The sequence below is a fragment of the Clostridium sp. DFI.1.208 genome (assembly GCF_024463855.1).
GTDB lineage: Bacteria > Bacillota_I > Bacilli_A > Erysipelotrichales > Erysipelotrichaceae > Clostridium_AQ.
The window spans coordinates 1-20,542 of record NZ_JANGCA010000045.1; the positions used below are offsets into that span (position 1 = coordinate 1).

Sequence of the window (20,542 nt, forward strand, 5' to 3'; positions counted from 1 at the left end):
CAATCCCCTTAATTATTATCTTAAGAGTTTGTGATTTCGATATAAATGTAGAGCCGTATACGAGACCCGTACGTACGGTTCAATGGGAGGGGCAATAAATCTTGAATTTATTCCTCTACCCCTATTATAAAAAATGCGGGAATGTGAAGAATTATGTGTAAGTAAAAATCGACAGGTTTAGATATGTAGATGACGAATCATGTCTAATCATCATCTATTTATGTATTATCAGTATGCCCAATTCATCATGGGTTATACTGATTTTTTATATGTTTTTATCTTTACTCTTTATCCTTCTACTGCTTCCATAATGGAAAGTTGATTCTGAATAAGATCCCAGTTTCTACATCTTTGTGTCCATTTATTGCTGAGGTTTTGGATTGCTAAATAAAACATCTTTCTCAAACTGTCATCGTTTGGAAAAACTGTCTTTGTTTTAGTGACCTTTCTGAACTGTCTGTTCAATCCTTCAATCGCATTTGTCGTGTAGATGATTTTGCGTATTTCGACAGGATAATCAAAGTATGTGCTTAATATATCCCAGTTTTCTTCCCAGCTACGTACAGCGGTTGGATATTGCTTACCCCATTTATCTTTGAAAATTGCTAACTGATTCAAAGCCTGTTCCTCGTTGTTTGCTTGGTAAACTGTTTTTAAATCCTTCATAAATTCCTTGATGTGTTTGTAGCTTACGAAGCGTGTGCTGTTGCGGATTTGATGGATAATACAGCGCTGTATGCGCGCCTTTGGATAGACCGCTCCTATGGCTTCTCTGAAGCCTGTAAGGCCATCTACACAGAACAGAGAAACTTCTTTAACTCCTCTGCTTTTTAGTTCATTCAGCACTCCCATCCAATATTTTGCACTTTCGCTTGCACCTCCCCATAAGCCTAGAACTTCCTTCATTCCTTCGTTATTAATGCCCAAGACAACATATGCAGCCTTTGTCACTACCTGATGATCTTCCCTGATCTTATAGTGAATCGCATCCATGAATATAAACGGATAGAAGGCTTCTAAGGGTCTGTTCTGCCATTCTGTTACTTCCGGTAAGATTCGCTCGCTGATTTTGCTTACCAGCCCTTCTGAAATTTCTACATCATACAGCCCTTTGATCTGATCTTTGATATCTCTTGTGGACATTCCGGTAGCGTATAAGGAAAGAATGCGTTCCTCAATGCCATCAGCGTTTCTCTGATATTTTCCAATAATCTGTGGCTCAAATTCACCATTCCGGTCACGTGGTACGTTTACGTCCACTTCACCTAATTGTGTTTTCATAGTGCGTTTTATAGTACCATTGCGATAGTTTTTCTTCCCATCGCAAGATGTTCTTTCTGCACGATCATAACCTAAATGCTGATCCATTTCAGCCTGCAATGTCTGTTCTAAAACATCCGCAAACATGCCTTTCATGCACTCCATGATATCCTGTGTTGATGTAAACTTTTGTTCATTGACAAGGTCCTTAACCTGCTTTGTCGAAATAAAAGATGTGTTCATAGTATTTTTCCTCCTGTAAGTATGTTTCGTATCTACATTCTTACCCGTTTTTTACTATTTACACATCTTTTGCTACATTCCCGCTGAGTCGCGCTGTTATATTTTTACAGCTATAATATTCATATGATTACAAGAAGGTTGCCTGGCTTTGCATATTGATTATTGCTCTTAAACTACTATTGCTGTCGTAATAGCGTACTTTATGAAACAGTGTCTTTATACGATACCATCCATTTAGCCTATAAGACCCCTAAAAATTGAACTCTTCTTCCCATGCAAAACTACCCGATGCCTCCAGGCTTTTCGGCCAATGCGCACACCACGCAGGTACTTCAGGAGCCTCAATACGATCAAGACTAGGCGTATAAGGCTTTATATCCAGAACAGGTGAGCCATCATTCGCATCAATATAAGCAATCTGTATTACACCCTTATCATAATCAATATAAAGTATCTCAACTGCAGTCAATGCAATCGGGTTCGGACGAATCGGGGATCTTGTTGCAAAGATTCCCATTTCCTCCGGAGCTTTTTTATATGGCTGTTTCGTCTTTAAAACAGTCCTGTACACATCCTCATCATAGCCATCAAACCACCAGATAATTTGCAGATGGCTGAAACCATCCAATGCCTGCAACGCTGGAATATAATTCTCATCTACCTGAATAAATGTACCTCCCTCTTTACCACTGTGAATAGAACCTACAGAATGAACTTCAAATTTTGTCATAATTTTTTTCCTCCATTTCGTCTGTACCAATACGATAATCCCTCACACCATGTGAGGGTCAAGAGGTAAATTCAATATTTTTTAAGCATGCGCAAAGGAATCTGCAATTCCGTGAGATAACTGCCGACATCTTCCTCATTCCACGGACCACGGTGTATCATCTGCCGATTTGCACCTTTCATTTCATATTGTCTGTTTGTCTCCAGCCATTTTGCAAAGGATTGATAGGCCGCAGATATATTTGAAAAATCTCCATATACCATAAGTGAGGCCATCAATAGCTCTTCTTCCACCTCACGACATTGGAATCCATCACAAACCCTGATTGCTTTTTTTACAGGCAGGCACAATTCCACATCCACATTCGCTTCTCTGTAATCCTCATCATGATAAATGGAAATGGTAGTTGGAGTACAATCAACTCTATGTTGCCTTGCAAAATCAGATAGCTTCTCCCAGAGCATTTCTTCCGCATAATAATCAGGAATAATTTCTCTTATTGATACCACAAGACAGCGTGGAATCGATTTTATCGTAACATTAGAATGCAGATCAGCAGTTCCCTGAAGAAGGTGATTGATTCTTCGTAATCGCTGCTCCTCTATCTTGATCGTAGCTGCAATCTCCTTTTCCTTATTCTTTAATGCCTCCATCATCCTATCGTCATTTCCTAAAACTAAACCTTCCATCTCAGCAACTGTAAAACCACAATCCCGTAAATATAAAATCCTGTTCAAAACAGGAATCTGCTCCACAGCATACATGCGATATCCTGTCCATGGATCACTCTGTGCCGGCTTCAGAAGTCCCACCTCATCATAATAACGCAGCATTCTGACAGAAACCTGCATTAGCTTGGAAAACTCACCAATTCGAAACATAAACCGCCTCCATTCTGCTTCTTATTATAAGGCAAGATTTTTATACTTCAATAGGAAACGCCATGCACATACCAAAGCACTGAATTTAACTTGAAAAACCAGTAGACTACTGTAAAAATCACTAAATAAACTACTATTATTTTCACAACTATTCTAGATATGACTCCTTAAAAATCTATAATATAAATAAAAACAATCATAGTATACAATTCGTCGCATTACTTAATCATATCTTTATGTCCTACATTGTTAATTGCCTATTCTTAAGTGAATCCTATCTGATTGATATGTACTTCTTTCAACAGCTTACGATAATCATTTTAATATTTCACTAGGCATGGTAAAATATGTATATCATTCATAAATCCAACACAAGAGGATTTTCTTACATCACAATATATATTATAAATCATACCATTAAAATGAAGGAGCATGAGCCATGGAATATTTAGATAAAGTAAAAGCACAGCTAAAGAAAATGTCATTAGAAGAAAAGGACGCATGGATATTAACGCAGGCAAAATTGATCTCCAATTACAAGCAAAATGATTTTTTACTGTCACTATCCGGGACAAAGAAAATTATCAATATGCCGACACTTGATGATATAGATATCTTATGTACGAGGATTGAAACAGGTGATATTTATCTTGAATATGTTACTCATTATCATGAATTTGACGAAGATGGCAGATATATGGATGATTGGGTAGTCTGGTATAATGATCCATTTTCAATACTGCCAATGATGCGGAGAATTTTTGCCGGGTGCCATCAGCTTGTAGTGCTGGAGGAATATCAAACGGTATACGATTTGTTAAGCAGGATTTTTGAATTAAAATTCTTTATCCAGGAGGGCGAAGATTCTGAGGATGCACCGGAAGAGGAATTTATTGAATTGTCAGATTCTAAAATAAAAGAAGAGTTATCTTATAATTTAGACAAAGCAGCTGCGGACTGGATAATCTCATTTATGTATTTAACAACTGAACTAAGCGATAAAGATCGTGCAGAAAAGCTTATCAAAATGTTAGAAACATCCATCTGCAAGAATCTAAAACCAAGAATTCTGAAGGATTTAGGCGGAACTGAGAAATTGTTTGTTTCTATGCAAACCGCTTCAGAAATTGCAATTGCTGACCTGGAAACAAAAAAGACCGAAATTCTGAAATCCGGAAATAGAGGTACAAAACTTTTTGAAATAAAAGAAAAATTAACTCGAAGTAACGAACTTCTGATAGATATCCGTATGCGATGCTTAGAAAGGAAAAAGATAAAACAAATGAAATCATTTTTAGAGGATAGCTGGAATGATGTGTGTGAGGTTGTCGAATGGTTGAAATTTGAAAAATATATCGATGATCAACCGGAAATTGATACTGTTTTGGAAATTTGTAAAGAACTCGTTCAATCTGATGAGATTCAGTTTGATGATAGGCAGTTAAGAAAAAAGGTACTTACCGATATTGTTGAACATGATTACTATGATTATCTTGGCGCTTCCGATATCATGGAAGAGCTTGCTGAAAAACTATGTACAAATGATGAAGAATACCTGGCATATGCGGATATACTGTATATCAATGAAAATAAAGAAAAAGCAGCGTTATTATATAATCAACATGGCAGAGAAGATAAGTATATTACTTATTTAGAAAATCATTTAGGAAGAGAACAAAAGAATTATAATGCTTTAATTACATACTACAATCAACATGATCAAAAGGATGATGCAATACGTGTTGCTCAGCTGGGATTAAAAAATTGTAAAGATGATTTAACAGATATCTTTATTTTTCTCCTTTTACATACAAGAGAAAATGATGCTACATGGTTTAAAAAATTATTTGCTAGCGCAAAACGGAGAAAGAATGTGGATATGATAAAAATTGATATAGCAATGCAAAGGTGAATGATGTAATAAAAACATGTATTTCTTGAAGATATAAAGGCATCCAGCAGTTAAATCCTGATTATGAACGCGCATTATGAGTTAGGAAAAATCAAAAGCTATTTTGATGTCCTGCAGGAAAAGGCACATCAAAATGTTCAGCTGTATGTCGTCTTGAATGATGAGCAAAGACAAAAGGAAATGCTTGTGCGGACGATAGAAGGAATGGGGGCAGCTATTTTGTACTCCAATCATTCAGCACATTTTGTTGTGATCGATAAAGAAATTATCTGGTACAGTGGTATGGATTTCCTTGGAAGGGCCAAAAAAGATGGTTTAAGTACAAGGCTGAAAGATCCGCATCTGGTAAATGAAATTATGAAAATTGCACAGGATGAACAACTGCAAAATATAGAGAATGATAAAAAGATAAGCTTATGGTGAATAAGAAAAGTGATGTAAAATATAAAAGTCAGATACTCCAATGCCATTTGGAAGAAAGGAAAAAAGCTATATGAAAAACATGCCATTCTGGAAGCTTTTGCTGTAAATGATACCAAAGCCTGTTTCCGCGTAAAAAGGAACGATTGACTAAACTGTGGTTTTACAGAAAACAGAGCATGCCGTTGCGATTGCTTGCAACTGTTCGTGTTTTGGAGAATGGTAGCACAAGGTAGCTGTATTACCGTATCTTAAAAAGCATCGCATCCAGTATTGAAAACCGAAAACAGACTGGTCACTATGGAGATTAGTCATTTGGATGATTTTAAGCTTGAGCAACAACTGTATGAACTGGATGAAAATGATGAGGATATATCGTATGAGGGATGACTGTATTTACGCTATCAGAAAATTCGACATGAAAGGCATATGGAAACAGCCACGGATGCCGATTTATTTATCAAAGAAAATCGTTGTATCACCTGATGTATAGATGGTGATTGTTAAGGATTTGAATGAGAATCCGGAATCTATAAAAGCGGTAATTTCAAACATGAAGGAACAGGATATGATGTTCATGCTAAGCGAAGCAATACGGGCTGTGAAGGAATCTGATTCCTCAGCATACGAAGCATTGATAATATGCTTTCAAGAGAAACTGTTGGAATTGGAACATGTATTTAGAAATACAGGTCCATAAGGCAGGATAGCAGGAAAGTCAAAACTGTAATTACGTTCTTATAAAAATCGGAGGTCCCCATATGGATGAGCATTTTATTTATATCGTACTGGAAATCGTATCGGAAATACCCAAAGGAAACGTTGCGACCTATAAACAGCTTGCAAAGCTGGCCGGCAGAGAGCGAAATGCCCGGCAGGTTGGCAAGATTCTTTCCGCATCCTCCCTGTATGGCGAATACCCGTGCCATCGCGTCGTTAACAGTGCCGGAAGGACTGCACCGGATTGGGATGAACAGAAGGATCTTCTCATAGACGAGGGCGTTACCTTCAAACCCAATGGAAACGTTGATCTCAAAGCCTGTCAGTGGAAGATATAAAGCAAGCACCTCTATCAAAAGACCCACCAACAAAATCCAAACAGAGGCACGCATAACCTGCCGACCGAACTTTCCCAACTGCTGAGTGACAAATTATTTTCAAAAAGCATACATCAACCGTGCAGTTTCTAATGAGAAACCATCATTTCCGGAATTCATGCTAACAAATTCAGAAAAAGTGTCTTATAATGTAACTGACAGGAGAATTCTCTCGCAAACATTACAAGCCAAGGAGCAATCGATTATGGAAAAAAATATACGTCTGGTTATATGTGATATTGACAGTACCCTCGTTACTTCTGAAAGAGAACTGACACCGAGAACGAGAGCTGTCATCCATCAGCTTCACACAAAAGGAATTTACTTCGGCATCGCATCGGGCCGGCCATTGGATGAACTGGCAAAAAAAGCAGCACTGTGGGGAATCTCATACCCCTTTGATATCCTGATCGGCATGAACGGCTCCGAGCTTTGGGATAACCTTCATCAAAAGGAATACAGCTACTTTAAAATGAAAAAGGAGTGGATCAAAGAAACAATGGAGCTGATGAAGCCCTTTGATTCCAACTGCTTTATCTATCGCGATGACTGCCTGCTCTGTGAACGCGATGATGCACAGATGCGCAAATCCGCCCTAACCAGTGACAAGCATATGGTTGTCGTGGACTCCCTCTCTGTCATGTATGAGCAGGAAAACGCTAAAATCATGTATCGTGTCAAAGAAGATATCGTGGATGAAATCGAACAGTATTTGAACGAACATCCCTCTCCTTACTATAAAGGTTTCAAAACACAGCCGACCCTCATTGAATTTGCAGATCAGCGGGTATCAAAAGCCTATGCACTGAAAAAATTCTGTGAATGCAACAGGATAACACCGGAAGAGGTCGTTGCCTTTGGCGATACGACCAATGACAATGACATGCTGGCATACAGCGGTCTGGGTGTCTGTATGATCAATGGTAGCGATGATACCAAAGCGATTGCAGATGATATCACGAAATACAGCAACGATGAAGACGGCTTTGCCAGATACATGGAAGAGCATTTTCTGAAATAACAGAAGCATACAGGTAAATATCTCTCGATGATCAGCCGAAACACAATAGACACATACAGGAACACATCTTCATTGCATTGTTGCAGCCTGCATGCAAATCCTGACAACCCCCAGCAGTGCCAGTCTTTTCATGTGAACAAGGAAACACAGCATGCAATCCCCAATACCAACAATAATATACCTGTAGGATTGCCTGGTTTATGACGATATATAAACACACGCATATCCCAAGAACCCGGTCTGCATACAACACGATAAAGCCCATAGAAAAAGTACCCGTAAGGGATTCACTTCCACCAGGAATAAATCCTATAGCCAGCCGGATACTTTTTTACTACACGAATTTTCTTCTTCCTCTTATTATTATCACACAGCATTCAATACCATACCAATCAACACTTCCTGATTACACCTATCGCTGTTCCTTTACTCCATGCTCTTCAAAGACTCCACCATATCAATATGATTCAGCACACGGTTTGTAATCAGATTCACAACAACAGCAAACCCAAAGGATAATAGCACCGTATACAGATAACTGATGGGGCGTATGGTCACCGCAAAATGGATGGATGGCATATTCAGCACAAACGTAAGACTCTGCGCAAGTATCGTACCGGCAGGAAGCCCGACCAGAATACCCAGCAATGTCAGAAGCAGCGTCTCCTTATTCACGTAGGAATGCACTTCCTTATCATAAAAGCCCAGCACCTTGATCGTCGCAAGCTCCCGTATCCGTTCGGAAATATTCGTAGTCGACAACGTGAACAGAACAACGAAGGCAAGAGCGGCAGCCATGGCTAAAATCAGATAGACAACCGAGGTTATCAGGGAAAAGGAGGTTTCAAACGCATCCTGCATCGACGAAGTGCTCACAACAGACAGCACACCATCCCTGTCCTCCAGCTTCTGCACATAGCTATCCTTCTGCTGTTCACTGACCTTACCCTTATAATTCGCCAGCACTGCATTATCCTCATAAGAGCCGAACAGCGTCTCATAGGTGTTTTCACCCATATAGATGGTATTTCCAAGGTAATTCTGAACGATCCCCGTGACCTTCACACGCACTTCCTTCAGATCGCTGTTTTGCACACGTATCGTATTCTTCACAGAGAAATCCAGAATCTGCGATGCATTCTGCGTCACGTATACATCGTCTTTCTCAAGCGTAACAGGATCACCGTTCAAATCCTCCAGTGAGAGATACGAAGCCACATCCGCCTGTTCAGAAAAGACCATCAGCTGTACGCGTTCTTCCTTATTTCCACTGCTCTTGATTGTGGCATTATCCACCAGCAGCGCCATGCACTCGCTCACCTCATCATCCTTTGAAAGCGATTGATATACATGCGCATCATCCATCATCACCATAAGATCATAGCGGTAAATATGCTCATACTGTCTCGGAATCAATGCACTGACGGAATCATTGATCGCCATGGCGCACAGCACCAGCGCACTGCAGCCCATAATTCCAAACACCGTCATCAGCATTCGTTTCTTATAACGAAACAGATTCCTTGCCGTAACCTTATTCAAAAACGTCAGATTTCTCCATAACGGACGAATCCGCTCCAGCAGAACTCTTGCGCCTGTTCGTGGTGCCTTAGGCCGCATCAGTACAGCCGGCATATGCCTCAGCTCTTCGTGAACCGCAATCCACACGGCAATCAGTATCCCGCCGGTAAACAATGCGATTCCACCGATTCCATACCATGCGTTAAACTGCAGACTGTAATTCGGAATCAGGTATAATGTCTGAAAGATACTGAACACAAACTTCGGAAGCAGAAGGAAGCCGCCGATATCCCCGATGATACCTCCCAGTAGACAGGCACTCCCCGCATACAGGAGATATTTCTTCATGATTTCTATATTACGGAACCCCAGCGCCTTGTAGGTGCCGATTAACAGACGTTCTTCCTCAACCATTCTGGTGATTGTCGTTAACGCAATCAGAATCGCAACCGTAAAAAATACAATAGGGAAGGCTGTACCAACTGCCTCGATGGAAGCTGCATCACTCTCAATATTGCTGTAGCTGGAAAGTGAGGAGCGATCCTGAATGTACCATTTCGGATGCTCGATGGAAGAGGTATCCACATAGGCAGCGGCCTGCGGATCGACTGCATATGCCGCAAGCTTCATCTGCTCCACCAGCTCGTCATAGCGTCTGTCCTCCTGCTGCCTCCTTACATCCTGTTCCAGCGTTTTCTTTGCCTGTTTGATCAGCGCCTCATATTCATCTGAATACGATGCCATATCGCGGCTGCCCTTTACCTGTACATAAGCTGCCGTATATGCAGGGACAGAAATACTGTCCTCCCTGATAAAGCAAACATAGCGGCTGGCTGAAATGGAGCGAAAGGACGCTGCCCCGTCTTTATTGTTCAAATCCGAAGGGTCCTGCACGATAGCCGATATGGTGTAAGTGCTTCTAATCTGCGATGGCTCATGAAACCGAATCGTATCACCGATTGTTTTTCCGCTGTCATCTGCATAGGTTTTGGAAACAGCGATTTCTTTCTCGTTTTCAGGCAGCCTCCCCTTCAGGAGATAAGGCATATTCAACTGCCCGCCCAGTGTCTGCACATCCGCATTCTGTGAACTGCCGTTTACGGAGGTATACACCGTTTCACGATAAACACCTTCTGCACGCTCGATCCCATTCGCCTTTCGCAATGCCGCAAGATCGTCCTCATTCAGCCCCATCGTTGACACAATCTGAATATCGAATACCTGCTGTTCGTCGTAAAACTGATCCGCACTGTAGCGCAGATCGTCACAGGCGGCCTTCAGTCCGCTCAGCATCATGACACCAAGCGCGGTGATTATCAGGATGGAACAAAAGCGCTTCTTATTGCGGAATATCGTTCTGCGGATATCTTTATTGGATGCTTTCATCATCTCACCACGCAATTTCGGAAATCGGCAGCGGTGTATTGCGTACCATTTCGCTGACTGTACCATTTTTAAAGCGAATGATGCGATCCGCCATCTGGGCAATGGCCGCATTGTGCGTAATGATGAGTACGGTCATCCCTTCCTGATGGCTCAGCTTCTGTAGCAGCTCCAAAACCATCCGCCCGCTCTGATCATCCAGCGCGCCGGTCGGCTCATCACAAAGCAGCAGCTTCGGCTTTTTGGCAATGGCTCTGGCAATGGCAACCCGCTGCTGTTCTCCCCCGGAAAGCTGCCCGGGGAAATTACTGCTTCGATGGGACAATCCGACGAGCTTCAGAATTTCACCTGCATCCATGCTGTCTTTCTTCATCTGATTTGCCAGCTCGATATTCTCAAGGGCGGTCAGATTCGGTACCAGATTATAAAACTGAAACACAAAGCCGATATCATAGCGCCGGTATTCCACCAGCTGTCTGCGATTGCAGGCGGTGATATCTCTGCCATCCACAAGCAGCTGTCCGCTGGTAGCGGTATCCATACCGCCCAGAATATTCAATGCCGTCGTCTTGCCGGCACCCGATGGTCCCAGAATGACCGCAAGCTCGCCCTGCTCTACGCAAAAGCTGGCACCGTCCAGCGCTCTGGTTGTGACATCTGCACGATGATAATGCTTTGCGATGTTGTCAAATGTGATATATGCACTCATAAAGTCCTCCATAATTCCTATGAACTATTATAAAATGGAACGTAAAACGTATCAATAAACAATATACAACACACTGTTGAGTGATTGAAATACAGTGGCCGGCATGGTATCATAAAGCAAGGTGAAGCGTAAAAGAAAAGCTGGACAGGCAGCCTTATATGATTAGAACCGACGATGTGCAATACTTGTATGATTATGGTGTTCATTCACAACCCTTATTCCCGTGATACGCGTTCCTCATCTGTACGTTTACCAGCAAAATCATCAGCTCCACGTACATGTTCTGCAGTGTTATAAACTACACAGCTAACGATTCTTTCAGAAGCATGTATTCCCGTTATTCCATCCGATTCTATGCCAGCATAGCCGTCTTACCATACAAAAAGCAACCTGACAGCGGCATAGAACAAAGCAGCTTTGCTTAGGAACTATGTGTGTACCACCCTATAAACATCCAGTGCTTTCCTGATAGTGCTGCATAATAGAAAGTGCATAATGAAAAATCCAAAACACCGCCATGTTTCACAGCTATGCATGAATTCTCAGAAAGAAGGGAAAAGCCACTATGAAAAAACAACCGCAGATTACAGAACAGACAAAGGACAAGCTGCGCTCTGCCTTCTGGACACTTTATTCCAGTAAGCCGATCGATAAAATCACCATAAAGGAAATCACAGATCTGGCAGGCTATAACCGTGGAACCTTCTATTTGTATTATAAGGATGTCTATGATATCTTTGCATCGATTGAGACGGAGCTGTTGCAGGCGTCTGAGCAGATTCTTGAAACGGCAAGAGAAAGCGAGCTGTCCGGGTTAAAAAATCATATGAGCATGATTATGGAGCTGGCTAGGAAATATTCCGCCTATGTAAGTGTATTGCTGCGGGACCCCTCCAGCAATCAGTTCAGCAGAAAGCTGCGGGATATGATCTGGCCAATACTGCGTCCGTATGTAATCCAGCATCCCTGTACAAAACAGGAGGAAAGCATTCTGGAGGAATTTTACCTCTGCGGTCTGCTTGCCGCAATATCAAGCTGGGTCAAAGAGGAGGAGCCGCTTCCCATTGATCAGTTTATCAGCTTTGTGTTATCCAATGTGCTGCCATTCAGCAAGGAAGCTTGAATACAGTGTTTTGCAGGCCATCAGGAATGTATGCAGGAAGCATCGGTACTTTGATTTTGCGCATACAGAATAGTAGAATTATCTGTAGAGTATCCACTTGTATAAAGGACGATAGAACCGTCTGTGAATTGCATACAGGGCTGTAGGAACTCCTGTAGCAGTCTGATGAGGCTGAGCATGAATTATGAAATGAGAGGAGAGGGTGACGATATGAGGATAGCTATTGTAGAGGATGAGCAAGCTTTAGCCTTGGAACTGCATGCGCTCCTGCAGAAGCTGGGGAATCATGCTGATCTGTATTCCAGCGGAGAACAGTTTCTGTTCGCATGGGAGGAACAGCCCTATGAACTGGTGTTTCTGGATATTCAAATGCAGGGACTGAACGGGCTGGAAACAGCAAGAAGGCTGCGTAAAAAAGATACGCATGCTTATCTTGTATTTCTGACGAACGATCCCTCCTTTGTATTTGAGGGCTATGAGGTGGATGCTGTCCGCTACTGGCTGAAGCCGGTACAGGAGGACAAGCTTTGCCAGCTTTTGGATCAGCTGGAAGCACCAAAAGCGTATCTGTTATGGTCCATCGATGGAGAGCTGCGCAAGCTGTATGAGGAGGATATTTATTATTTGGAGAGTGATGCACATTATGTACGCTGTCATCACTGTAAGGGAATCTTTCGCATGAAGGGCAGCTTCCAAAAGGTATGCGCCGAACTTTCCGGCGACTTTCTCAACTGCCATCGCAGCTTCTGTGTGAATCTGAATCATATCCATGCACTGCGCAAGGACGGCTGTATGCTGGATAATGAGGAATGCATTCCGGTAAGCAGAGGAATGAAGCAGCGGGTGCAGGAGGAAATCATGAAGCGCTGCAAGCGGGATTTGTTATGCAGATTCTGATACTGCTGCCGCTGCTGGTTCACCTGTGGCTGCTACGGAAGCAGAAAAACAGACTGCTGTGGGAAGGCGCAGCTTCCCTGATCGTCTTTTCTGCACTCCTGTATACAGGAGATCGCCAGCTGTATGCCACATTTCTTCTGCTTATTTTTATCATGGATACCGCAGGGGAGTATATCCTGCATATCATCGTACCAGTTTTTATCCTGCTGACCTGGCCGCTGTCGTATGCCCCCTTTGTCTGGACACTGATGGAGCTTATGCTCGTACTCTATGATAAGCTGATGATTCGCAGCTATGAACAGCAGCTGCAGGAATATCAGAATAAGGTATTTGACCGGCAGGTGCAGGAGGTGGAGCACATGTATACCACCATGCGTGCATGGCGGCATGACTATCATAATCATCTGCAGAACCTCAAGGCGAAGCTGCGCAAAGGTGAGGTAGAGGAATCTCTTCGCTATCTGAATGAGCTGGAACAGGAGCTGGATGATATCCGGCAGCTGGTGGAAACCGGGAATGCCAATATGGATGCAATTCTCAACTCCAAGCTGTCTCTGGCACTGGCGCAGGGAATCGATATCAATGTAAAGGCAAGTGTTCCGAAAAGCATACCGTTTCAGGATACGGATATGTGTGCCCTGCTGGGGAATCTTGCGGATAATGCGGTGGAGGCCTGTGCAAAGGTAAAGGAACAGCCGTTTTTACGGCTGTATATCGGTTTGTACAAGGGACAGCTGTATATCTCCTGTACCAATGCCACCAGTGAAGTGGTGCGTAAGCTGGATGCGGATTATGTGACAAGGAAACGCGGCAATCACGGTCATGGGTTAAAGCGTATGAACCTGATTGTTGAAAAATATGATGGCTTTATACAGCGAAAAAATGAACCGGGAGTATTTATTACAGAGATTATGCTGCCGCTGCAGGAATCTGAATTACTCTGAAGGAAAATGCTGTGGAGAACACTGATGAGGTATTCTTGCTGTATGCAACAGCCTCTGTACTGGCATAGTCCGGTTTCAGTTAAACTACGCTGTATCCTGTTATGGAGAAGGGTTACAACCATTCGTGTACGGAAATCTGCAATTCGTGCACGTTTTGTTATCTTTGAGAGCTTTTGCTTTATACTGCAGATGTGAGGTGAGAATATGAAAAAAACGATACCGGGAAACATGCTGTATCTGCTTAAAATTTTATGGAAAATCGACCGCAGTACCTTTTGGAGTATGCAGCTTCACATTCTGCTCGGTGCGATTGTTCCCTTTGTTTCTGTATTGATTCCCAGTGTGATTATAAATCTGCTGTTGAAGGAACGTTCATTATCAACGTTTGTACTTGTGCTGGGAGGACTGTTGCTGCTGTATGGGATCCTGCAGGGACTGGTCAGCTATTTGAACGAATACAATGCATTTGCGTTTATCAAAAGCCGTGGACTGTATTTTGTCCGTAATGTATATCTGGGAAGAGCCCATCTGGATTATGCTTTACTGGAAAATGAGCAATACAAGAAAATACTGGAGGACGCGGTAGAGGCAATCGAAACCAATAACAACGGGCAGGAGGGGATGTTTCATGACTTCATCATCTTTGCCACATCGCTTCTGGGACTGATACTGTATGCACTTGCAAGCTCTGGACTCAGTATATTGTTCGTCCTAGGTCTGCTTCTGCTTGTGGTTTTGCAGTATGCATTGTTTTCCATCGCCAGACATTATGAATATTCACACCGCCCTGAGCTGGACGGCTATCTGATTGAAACGCGCTACCTGAATCAGATTGCATACGATACAGCGGCAGGCAAGGATATTCGCCTGTATCAGCTGCAGGACTGGATCAATGATAAATTTGAACATGTAAACCGTTTGATTGCCCGTATTCGCGCAAGGGATTACAGTGCCTATATGCTGGTGGATACACTGGGGATTCTGCTGGATTTTGTGCGTGATATCGCCTGCTATGCATTCTTGATCAATCGGCTGATTGCAGGAATGGCAATAGATGAGTTTGTGTTTTATCTCGGTATTATTTCCGGTTTTTCTCTTTGGTTTAAAAAGGTGGAGGAAAGCTATGCGAGAATGTCGGTAAACAATGTGCTCATTAACCGGATGCGTACGGCATTGCAAATGAAAAACAGGATGCATCATGGCAGCGGTGTCAAATTGGATCAGAAAGAGATAACGATCACCTTTGATCATGTATCCTTTTCCTATCCGAATCAGGATAGAAGCATACTGGATGATGTTTCCTTTACTCTGCATGCGGGACAAAAGCTTGCACTGGTCGGCGCAAACGGAGCCGGAAAAAGCACAATCGTAAAGCTGATTCTTGGCTTTTATACACCAAGTGCGGGAAGCATTTATATCAACGGCACGGATATACGTGAGCTGGATCTGGATGATCTGTACGCACATATCACAGGGATTTTTCAGGACGCTGTGATGCTGAGCTATTCCATTGCGGAAAATGTAAGCATGCAGGATATCACCGATACCGATCTGCAGCGGGTGAAGGATTGCCTGAAGCGCTGCGGACTCTGGGATTTTATATCTGCACTTCCACAGCAGGAGCTGACGCATATCGGCAAGGATATCGAAGAGGATGGGATTCAGCTGTCCGGAGGTCAGAAGCAAAAGCTGTTTATGGCCAGAGCGCTGTATCGTGACTTTGGATGTCTACTGCTGGATGAGCCAACTGCGGCGCTGGATGCACTCGCAGAAAAAGCGCTATATGAAAGCTATCACGAGCTGACACAGGGAACCTCCAGTCTGTTTATTTCGCATCGGCTGAGCTCCACGAGATTCTGTGATGAAATTCTCGTGCTTGATCAGGGACATATCGTAGAGCGGGGAAGCCATGAGGAGCTGTTGGGAAAACAGGGAATTTATGCGGCGATGTTTCAGGCACAATCGCAATATTATGAGGAAGAGGGTGATGGATGTGAACGCATGGCAGGAAATTAAAAAATTTACCGGTATTGTCCGGTTAAGCAATCCGCATATTGTCTGGATCTGGGGTGGCTATGGAATTACAAATGCGCTGTCTCCGTTCATTACCCTGTATTACTCCGCAGAAATCTTGAATCAGCTGATTGTAAAAGAATATACAGCTGCATTGCAAACGGCACTTCTCATGTGCACAGGGGTACTGATCTGCTCCCTGCTGGCAAAGGCGTTTTATAACCGTCTTCAGGTCATCTGTCGTACAGCGGTACAGCGAATTGATCAGAAGCTGCTGTATAAGGCGATGCGCATGGAATATGAGCTTATGGAAACACAGGAAACCATGGATACGCTTAGAAGAACACGGAATTCCAGCAATGGCTCCGGAAAAATTGACTCCGCAATCGAATATTTCGCAATATGCTGTTCCTCACTCTGCACGATTCTTCTGGCACTGCTTGCCTTAGGCACTTTGATGCTGCAGATTCGCACCTGGGATATATACCTCCTGTTGCTGTTGGCAGTTTTAGCTGTATTTCTGATATTTAAGAATGCATTCGCAAAGAAGCACGGTGCGCTGCTGGAAAAGCTGTGTAATGAAAATGATCATAACAATGCTTTGGTTAATTACCTGTGGAGTCTGTTCTACAGGATGGAAACTGCTAAGGAAATCCGTCTGTATCATATGGATACGCTGTTTGAAGTGAAAAATGAAAAGCTAATGCAGGACCCGGCTTTCCGCAGCTTTGGAAAGGATAACGGAAAGCTGCTGTTTCAAAGTGATCTTTTGGGGCAGGTACTTTCCTTCAGTGCCTACATTTATGTTGCTACTCTGGCAATGCGCTCCATCATATCCATCGGGCAGGTATTGTATATGGCAGGCATCATCCTGAAGGCAGTGGATGCGATTGCACAATTTCAGGTAGACTATGCACAGCTTCGTCATCAGCTCTCCTATCTGAATGCATTTTATGATTTTCTGCACCTTCCCAATATGCATTATGACGGAACACTTCCCATTGAAAAGCGGGATGATGGAGAATACGAATTTGAATTCCGCCATGTTTCCTTTCGCTATCCGCAACAGACAAACGATGTCCTGCATGATGTGAATATTCGGTTTCGTTTAAAGGAAAAGCTGGCGATTGTAGGAATGAACGGTGCCGGGAAAACCACGATTGTGAAACTGCTGTGCCGACTCTATGATCCTAGTGAGGGAGAAATATTATTAAACGGAATCAATATTCAAAAGTACGATTATGCGGAATATACAAGTATCTTCTCTGTCGTATTTCAGGATTTTGCGTTATTCTCCTATCCGCTGGATGAAAACATCGCAGGAGCATCGGCACCAAACGCCAAAAGGATCGCGTCTGTCCTGCAGCGTCTGGATATCTGGGAGCGCATCAAATCATTTACCGATCAGGAGCATAGTCTTCTGTTTACGGATTATGCGAACGGTGTGAACGTGTCCGGTGGGGAGGCGCAGAAGCTTGCGATTGCCAGAGCCCTGTATAAGGATGCTCCCTTTGTGATTCTGGATGAGCCGACCGCTGCGCTGGATCCGCTGTCGGAGGCGGAAATTTATGAGCATTTTGATATGCTGGTACAAGGAAAGACAACCCTGTACATCTCCCATCGTATGAGCTCCTGTAAATTCTGCGACCGTATCATCGTTATGGAACAGGGGAAGGTGGAGGAAGAGGGAACACACGATACTCTGCTAAAGGAAAACGGTGTGTATGCACAGCTTTGGAATGCGCAGGCGGAGTATTACAGTGAGTAACGCTGTTTCGGAACGATTTCATATACGTGAATATCTATCCGGCATAGGACGTTCGTATTGAAAAGAGAAGTCCGAAAAATAGCTGCCGCCTTATGCTTGATATTGGCAAACAGTGCAAATCTTATTTGCGAAGACTTGCTCTTTCAAGCATCCTATATATGCAGGCTGATAAATCAAAGCAAAGAGGAAGAACTTCCCTGTGAGGTTCTTTTTTTGCGAAGTCAAGACGATTTTCATAGCGTATATGGAATCAGTAATATGCAATAATTAGCCTGAAATTCCTGGACAGTGACAGCGCACCTTCCTTCGTAATTCAATTTCATGCATTGCTCTAAGATTACTCATGCGTACATGCCGTATGCTGGAGCATCTTGTATAGACTGTGACGAATCAGCAATATATCAGAAAGAAAGTCATAAGGCGCTGCATCGTAAGGGGAAGCAACTATGTATGCCATCAATCATGACATCTCTTATGATTGGAATAGGCTCTTTCAGAATTGAAACGGGAAACAGCTCCCACGGTTTACGAAAAAATGTAAAAAAAACTATCTTTTTATTTTCATACGGGGCAAAAAGCGTTAAAATGAATCTGTGCTATGCGCAAAAAGAAAAGAAAGAGTTAATTGGAGGTAAGACATGAGCGGTTTTTTTGGAGTAGCTTCAAAAGAAAACTGTGTACTGGATGTGTTTTTTGGTGTAGATTACCATTCACATCTGGGCACGAGACGTGGAGGAATGGCGATACATGGAGAAAAGGGCTTTGCCCGTGCCATTCATAACATCGAGAATTCTCCGTTTCGTACGAAATTTGAAAAAGATATTGAGGAATTTGATGGAAATCTTGGAATCGGATGTATTTCAGACAACGAAGCACAGCCGCTTCTGGTAAAATCCCATCTGGGATCCTTTGCCATCACTACAGTTGGCCGTATCAACAATCTGGAAGAGCTGCAGAGTCTATGCTTTGAACGCGGTGTTACACACTTTCTGGAAATGAGCACCGGAGAAGTAAATCCGACAGAGCTGATTGCTTCGTTAATCAATCACAAGGCAACCATTGTAGAGGGTCTGCAGTATGTACAAAGTCTGGTTAAGGGCAGTATGAGCATTCTGCTGATGACACAGTATGGTATTTATGCGGCAAGGGATTTGCTTGGAAGAACACCAATCGTTCTTGGAGAAAAGGAGACGGGCTTCTGCGCAACCTTTGAGAGCAGTGCATTTTTGAATCTGGGCTATCATCACTACCGTGATTTGGGAGCCGGAGAAATTGTCTTCATTACGCCGGAGCGTATTGAGGTATTGCAGAAACCGAAGGAAAAAATGAAAATCTGTTCCTTCCTGTGGGTGTATTACGGTTATCCGACATCCACCTATGAGGGAGTCAATGTAGAATGTATGCGAAACCGCTGTGGTGAGCTGCTTGCCGGTCGTGATGATGTAGAGGTGGACAGTGTCGCAGGTGTTCCGGATTCCGGAATTGCACATGCGGTAGGGTATTCCAATGTTTCCAGTGTGCCGTTCGCAAGACCGTTTATCAAATACACACCGACGTGGCCGAGATCCTTTATGCCAACAGGACAGATGCAGCGTAATATGATTGCGAAGATGAAGCTGATACCAGTACAGGAACTGATTCGGGATAAGCGCCTGCTGTTAATTGATGATTCCATTGTGCGGGGAACGCAGCTTGGGGAAACTACAGAATTCTTATATGAAAGCGGCGCGAAGGAAGTACATGTCCGCCCGGCTTGTCCGCCGATTATCTTTGGATGTAAATATCTTAATTTTTCACGTTCAAAATCGGAAATGGATCTGATTACACGCAGAGTCATCCGTAAATTGGAGGGGGATGATGTATCCAGTGAGGTCCTCGCGGAATACGCAGATCCTGACAGCGAGCGCTATCAGAAGATGTGTGAGGAAATCCGTCAGCGCTCCAACTTCACATCCCTTCGCTATCACCGTCTGGACGATATGATTGCATCCATTGGATTGGATAAATGCAAGCTGTGTACATATTGCTGGGATGGCAAGGAAGACGACGAGGAGTAGGGAAAAGAAGCTTCGTCTGCTTTCTGAAGGAGAATAGACGGATATTGGAGAAATTCATACCGATATCCGAGCAAGAAAGGATCAAAGATACATTCTTTCTATATTTAAACAATAAGAAAAGGAGATACCTATGCTGTTGATGCAGGTCAAGCATACATATCTCCTTTTTTGACTGCTGCTGGAAGAAATTGACTTTTTCTGCACAAATGAGCATATCCGATGACAGGACTCTTGGACGCATGAAAAAGCTATATGATACACAGCGGTATCCATCAGCATCTATATCCTTTTCACTGTCTTGCACTCTGTTTCCTCGATCATTTTACGTATCCTGTAAATGTCTTTCTAAAAAAGCAGGGATATCTGCCAGATCGGCATTCCAATGTACTCTTAAATAAGAATAGTGAAAGGAGCATCAACCATTATAGGAGCAATTGCTTTCTGTGCAATATAACTTCTGTAAGACATAAGAGTCATTTGCTTTCACAAACAAAAAGAATACAGCGTATATGCTTGACAGCTAACGATCATTAGCTTATACTAACAGTAGTTGGCTAATAACT

16 protein-coding genes are annotated in these 20,542 nt (G+C 43.0%); 11 read left to right on the forward strand and 5 right to left on the reverse strand.

Annotated elements, in window-relative coordinates:
* Nucleotides 1–288: 288 nt before the first annotated feature.
* From NE665_RS18305 to NE665_RS18315, 3 genes are all read right to left on the reverse strand, one after another.
* Nucleotides 289–1,503, reverse strand: coding sequence for an IS256 family transposase (locus tag NE665_RS18305; protein ID WP_117444656.1), 1,215 nt, complete (start codon nucleotides 1,501–1,503; stop codon nucleotides 289–291).
* A gap of 250 nt (nucleotides 1,504–1,753) precedes the next feature.
* Entirely contained in the window at nucleotides 1,754–2,233 is a 480-nt protein-coding gene (gene tsaA, locus NE665_RS18310) for a tRNA (N6-threonylcarbamoyladenosine(37)-N6)-methyltransferase TrmO (RefSeq protein WP_117444655.1), read from the reverse strand.
* 71 nt (nucleotides 2,234–2,304) lie between these two features.
* Entirely contained in the window at nucleotides 2,305–3,114 is an 810-nt protein-coding gene (locus NE665_RS18315) for a MerR family transcriptional regulator (protein ID WP_117444654.1), read from the reverse strand.
* A gap of 439 nt (nucleotides 3,115–3,553) precedes the next feature.
* Between NE665_RS18315 and NE665_RS18320 the strand changes: the two genes are divergently transcribed.
* The 4 genes from NE665_RS18320 (at nucleotide 3,554) to NE665_RS18335 (ending at nucleotide 7,564) form a co-directional block, all read left to right on the forward strand.
* On the forward strand, nucleotides 3,554–5,026 hold the full coding sequence (locus tag NE665_RS18320) for a hypothetical protein (protein ID WP_117444653.1): 1,473 nt from the start codon (nucleotides 3,554–3,556) through the stop codon (nucleotides 5,024–5,026).
* A 63-nt stretch (nucleotides 5,027–5,089) separates the two neighbouring features.
* The gene (locus tag NE665_RS18325; protein WP_233104768.1) at nucleotides 5,090–5,449 is read left to right on the forward strand and encodes a hypothetical protein; all 360 of its coding nucleotides are present in this window, start codon (nucleotides 5,090–5,092) and stop codon (nucleotides 5,447–5,449) included.
* Nucleotides 5,450–6,207: 758 nt separating this feature from the next.
* Nucleotides 6,208–6,504 carry an MGMT family protein gene (locus NE665_RS18330; RefSeq protein WP_117444651.1) on the forward strand — a complete coding sequence of 99 codons (297 nt, stop codon included), beginning with the start codon at nucleotides 6,208–6,210 and terminating at the stop codon, nucleotides 6,502–6,504.
* Between the two features lie 244 nt (nucleotides 6,505–6,748).
* Complete coding sequence (locus tag NE665_RS18335) at nucleotides 6,749–7,564, forward strand: HAD family hydrolase (protein ID WP_117444650.1); 816 nt, start codon at nucleotides 6,749–6,751, stop codon at nucleotides 7,562–7,564.
* A 426-nt stretch (nucleotides 7,565–7,990) separates the two neighbouring features.
* On the opposite strand, the gene NE665_RS18340 is transcribed toward NE665_RS18335, so the two are convergent.
* Entirely contained in the window at nucleotides 7,991–10,471 is a 2,481-nt protein-coding gene (locus tag NE665_RS18340) for an ABC transporter permease (RefSeq protein WP_233104767.1), read from the reverse strand.
* 4 nt (nucleotides 10,472–10,475) lie between these two features.
* Entirely contained in the window at nucleotides 10,476–11,177 is a 702-nt protein-coding gene (locus NE665_RS18345) for an ABC transporter ATP-binding protein (RefSeq protein WP_117444648.1), read from the reverse strand.
* A 565-nt stretch (nucleotides 11,178–11,742) separates the two neighbouring features.
* On the opposite strand from NE665_RS18345, the gene NE665_RS18350 reads away from it, so the two are divergent.
* The 7 genes from NE665_RS18350 (at nucleotide 11,743) to NE665_RS18380 (ending at nucleotide 19,979) form a co-directional block, all read left to right on the forward strand.
* Complete coding sequence (locus tag NE665_RS18350) at nucleotides 11,743–12,300, forward strand: TetR/AcrR family transcriptional regulator (RefSeq protein ID WP_117444647.1); 558 nt, start codon at nucleotides 11,743–11,745, stop codon at nucleotides 12,298–12,300.
* Between the two features lie 177 nt (nucleotides 12,301–12,477).
* The gene (locus tag NE665_RS18355; protein WP_233104766.1) at nucleotides 12,478–13,197 is read left to right on the forward strand and encodes a LytTR family DNA-binding domain-containing protein; all 720 of its coding nucleotides are present in this window, start codon (nucleotides 12,478–12,480) and stop codon (nucleotides 13,195–13,197) included.
* Nucleotides 13,185–14,141, forward strand: coding sequence for a sensor histidine kinase (locus tag NE665_RS18360; protein WP_117444646.1), 957 nt, complete (start codon nucleotides 13,185–13,187; stop codon nucleotides 14,139–14,141). The genes NE665_RS18355 and NE665_RS18360 overlap by 13 nt, the downstream gene beginning before the upstream one ends.
* Before the next feature lie 204 nt (nucleotides 14,142–14,345).
* Nucleotides 14,346–16,157, forward strand: coding sequence for an ABC transporter ATP-binding protein (locus tag NE665_RS18365; RefSeq protein WP_117444645.1), 1,812 nt, complete (start codon nucleotides 14,346–14,348; stop codon nucleotides 16,155–16,157).
* Nucleotides 16,129–17,922, forward strand: a complete 1,794-nt coding sequence (locus NE665_RS18370) for an ABC transporter ATP-binding protein (RefSeq protein ID WP_117444644.1) — start codon at nucleotides 16,129–16,131, stop codon at nucleotides 17,920–17,922. Before NE665_RS18365 ends, NE665_RS18370 begins: the two co-directional genes overlap by 29 nt.
* A gap of 450 nt (nucleotides 17,923–18,372) precedes the next feature.
* Complete coding sequence (locus NE665_RS18375) at nucleotides 18,373–18,564, forward strand: hypothetical protein (RefSeq protein ID WP_117444643.1); 192 nt, start codon at nucleotides 18,373–18,375, stop codon at nucleotides 18,562–18,564.
* Nucleotides 18,561–19,979, forward strand: coding sequence for an amidophosphoribosyltransferase (locus tag NE665_RS18380; protein WP_117444642.1), 1,419 nt, complete (start codon nucleotides 18,561–18,563; stop codon nucleotides 19,977–19,979). The genes NE665_RS18375 and NE665_RS18380 overlap by 4 nt, the downstream gene beginning before the upstream one ends.
* Nucleotides 19,980–20,542 lie beyond the last annotated feature (563 nt).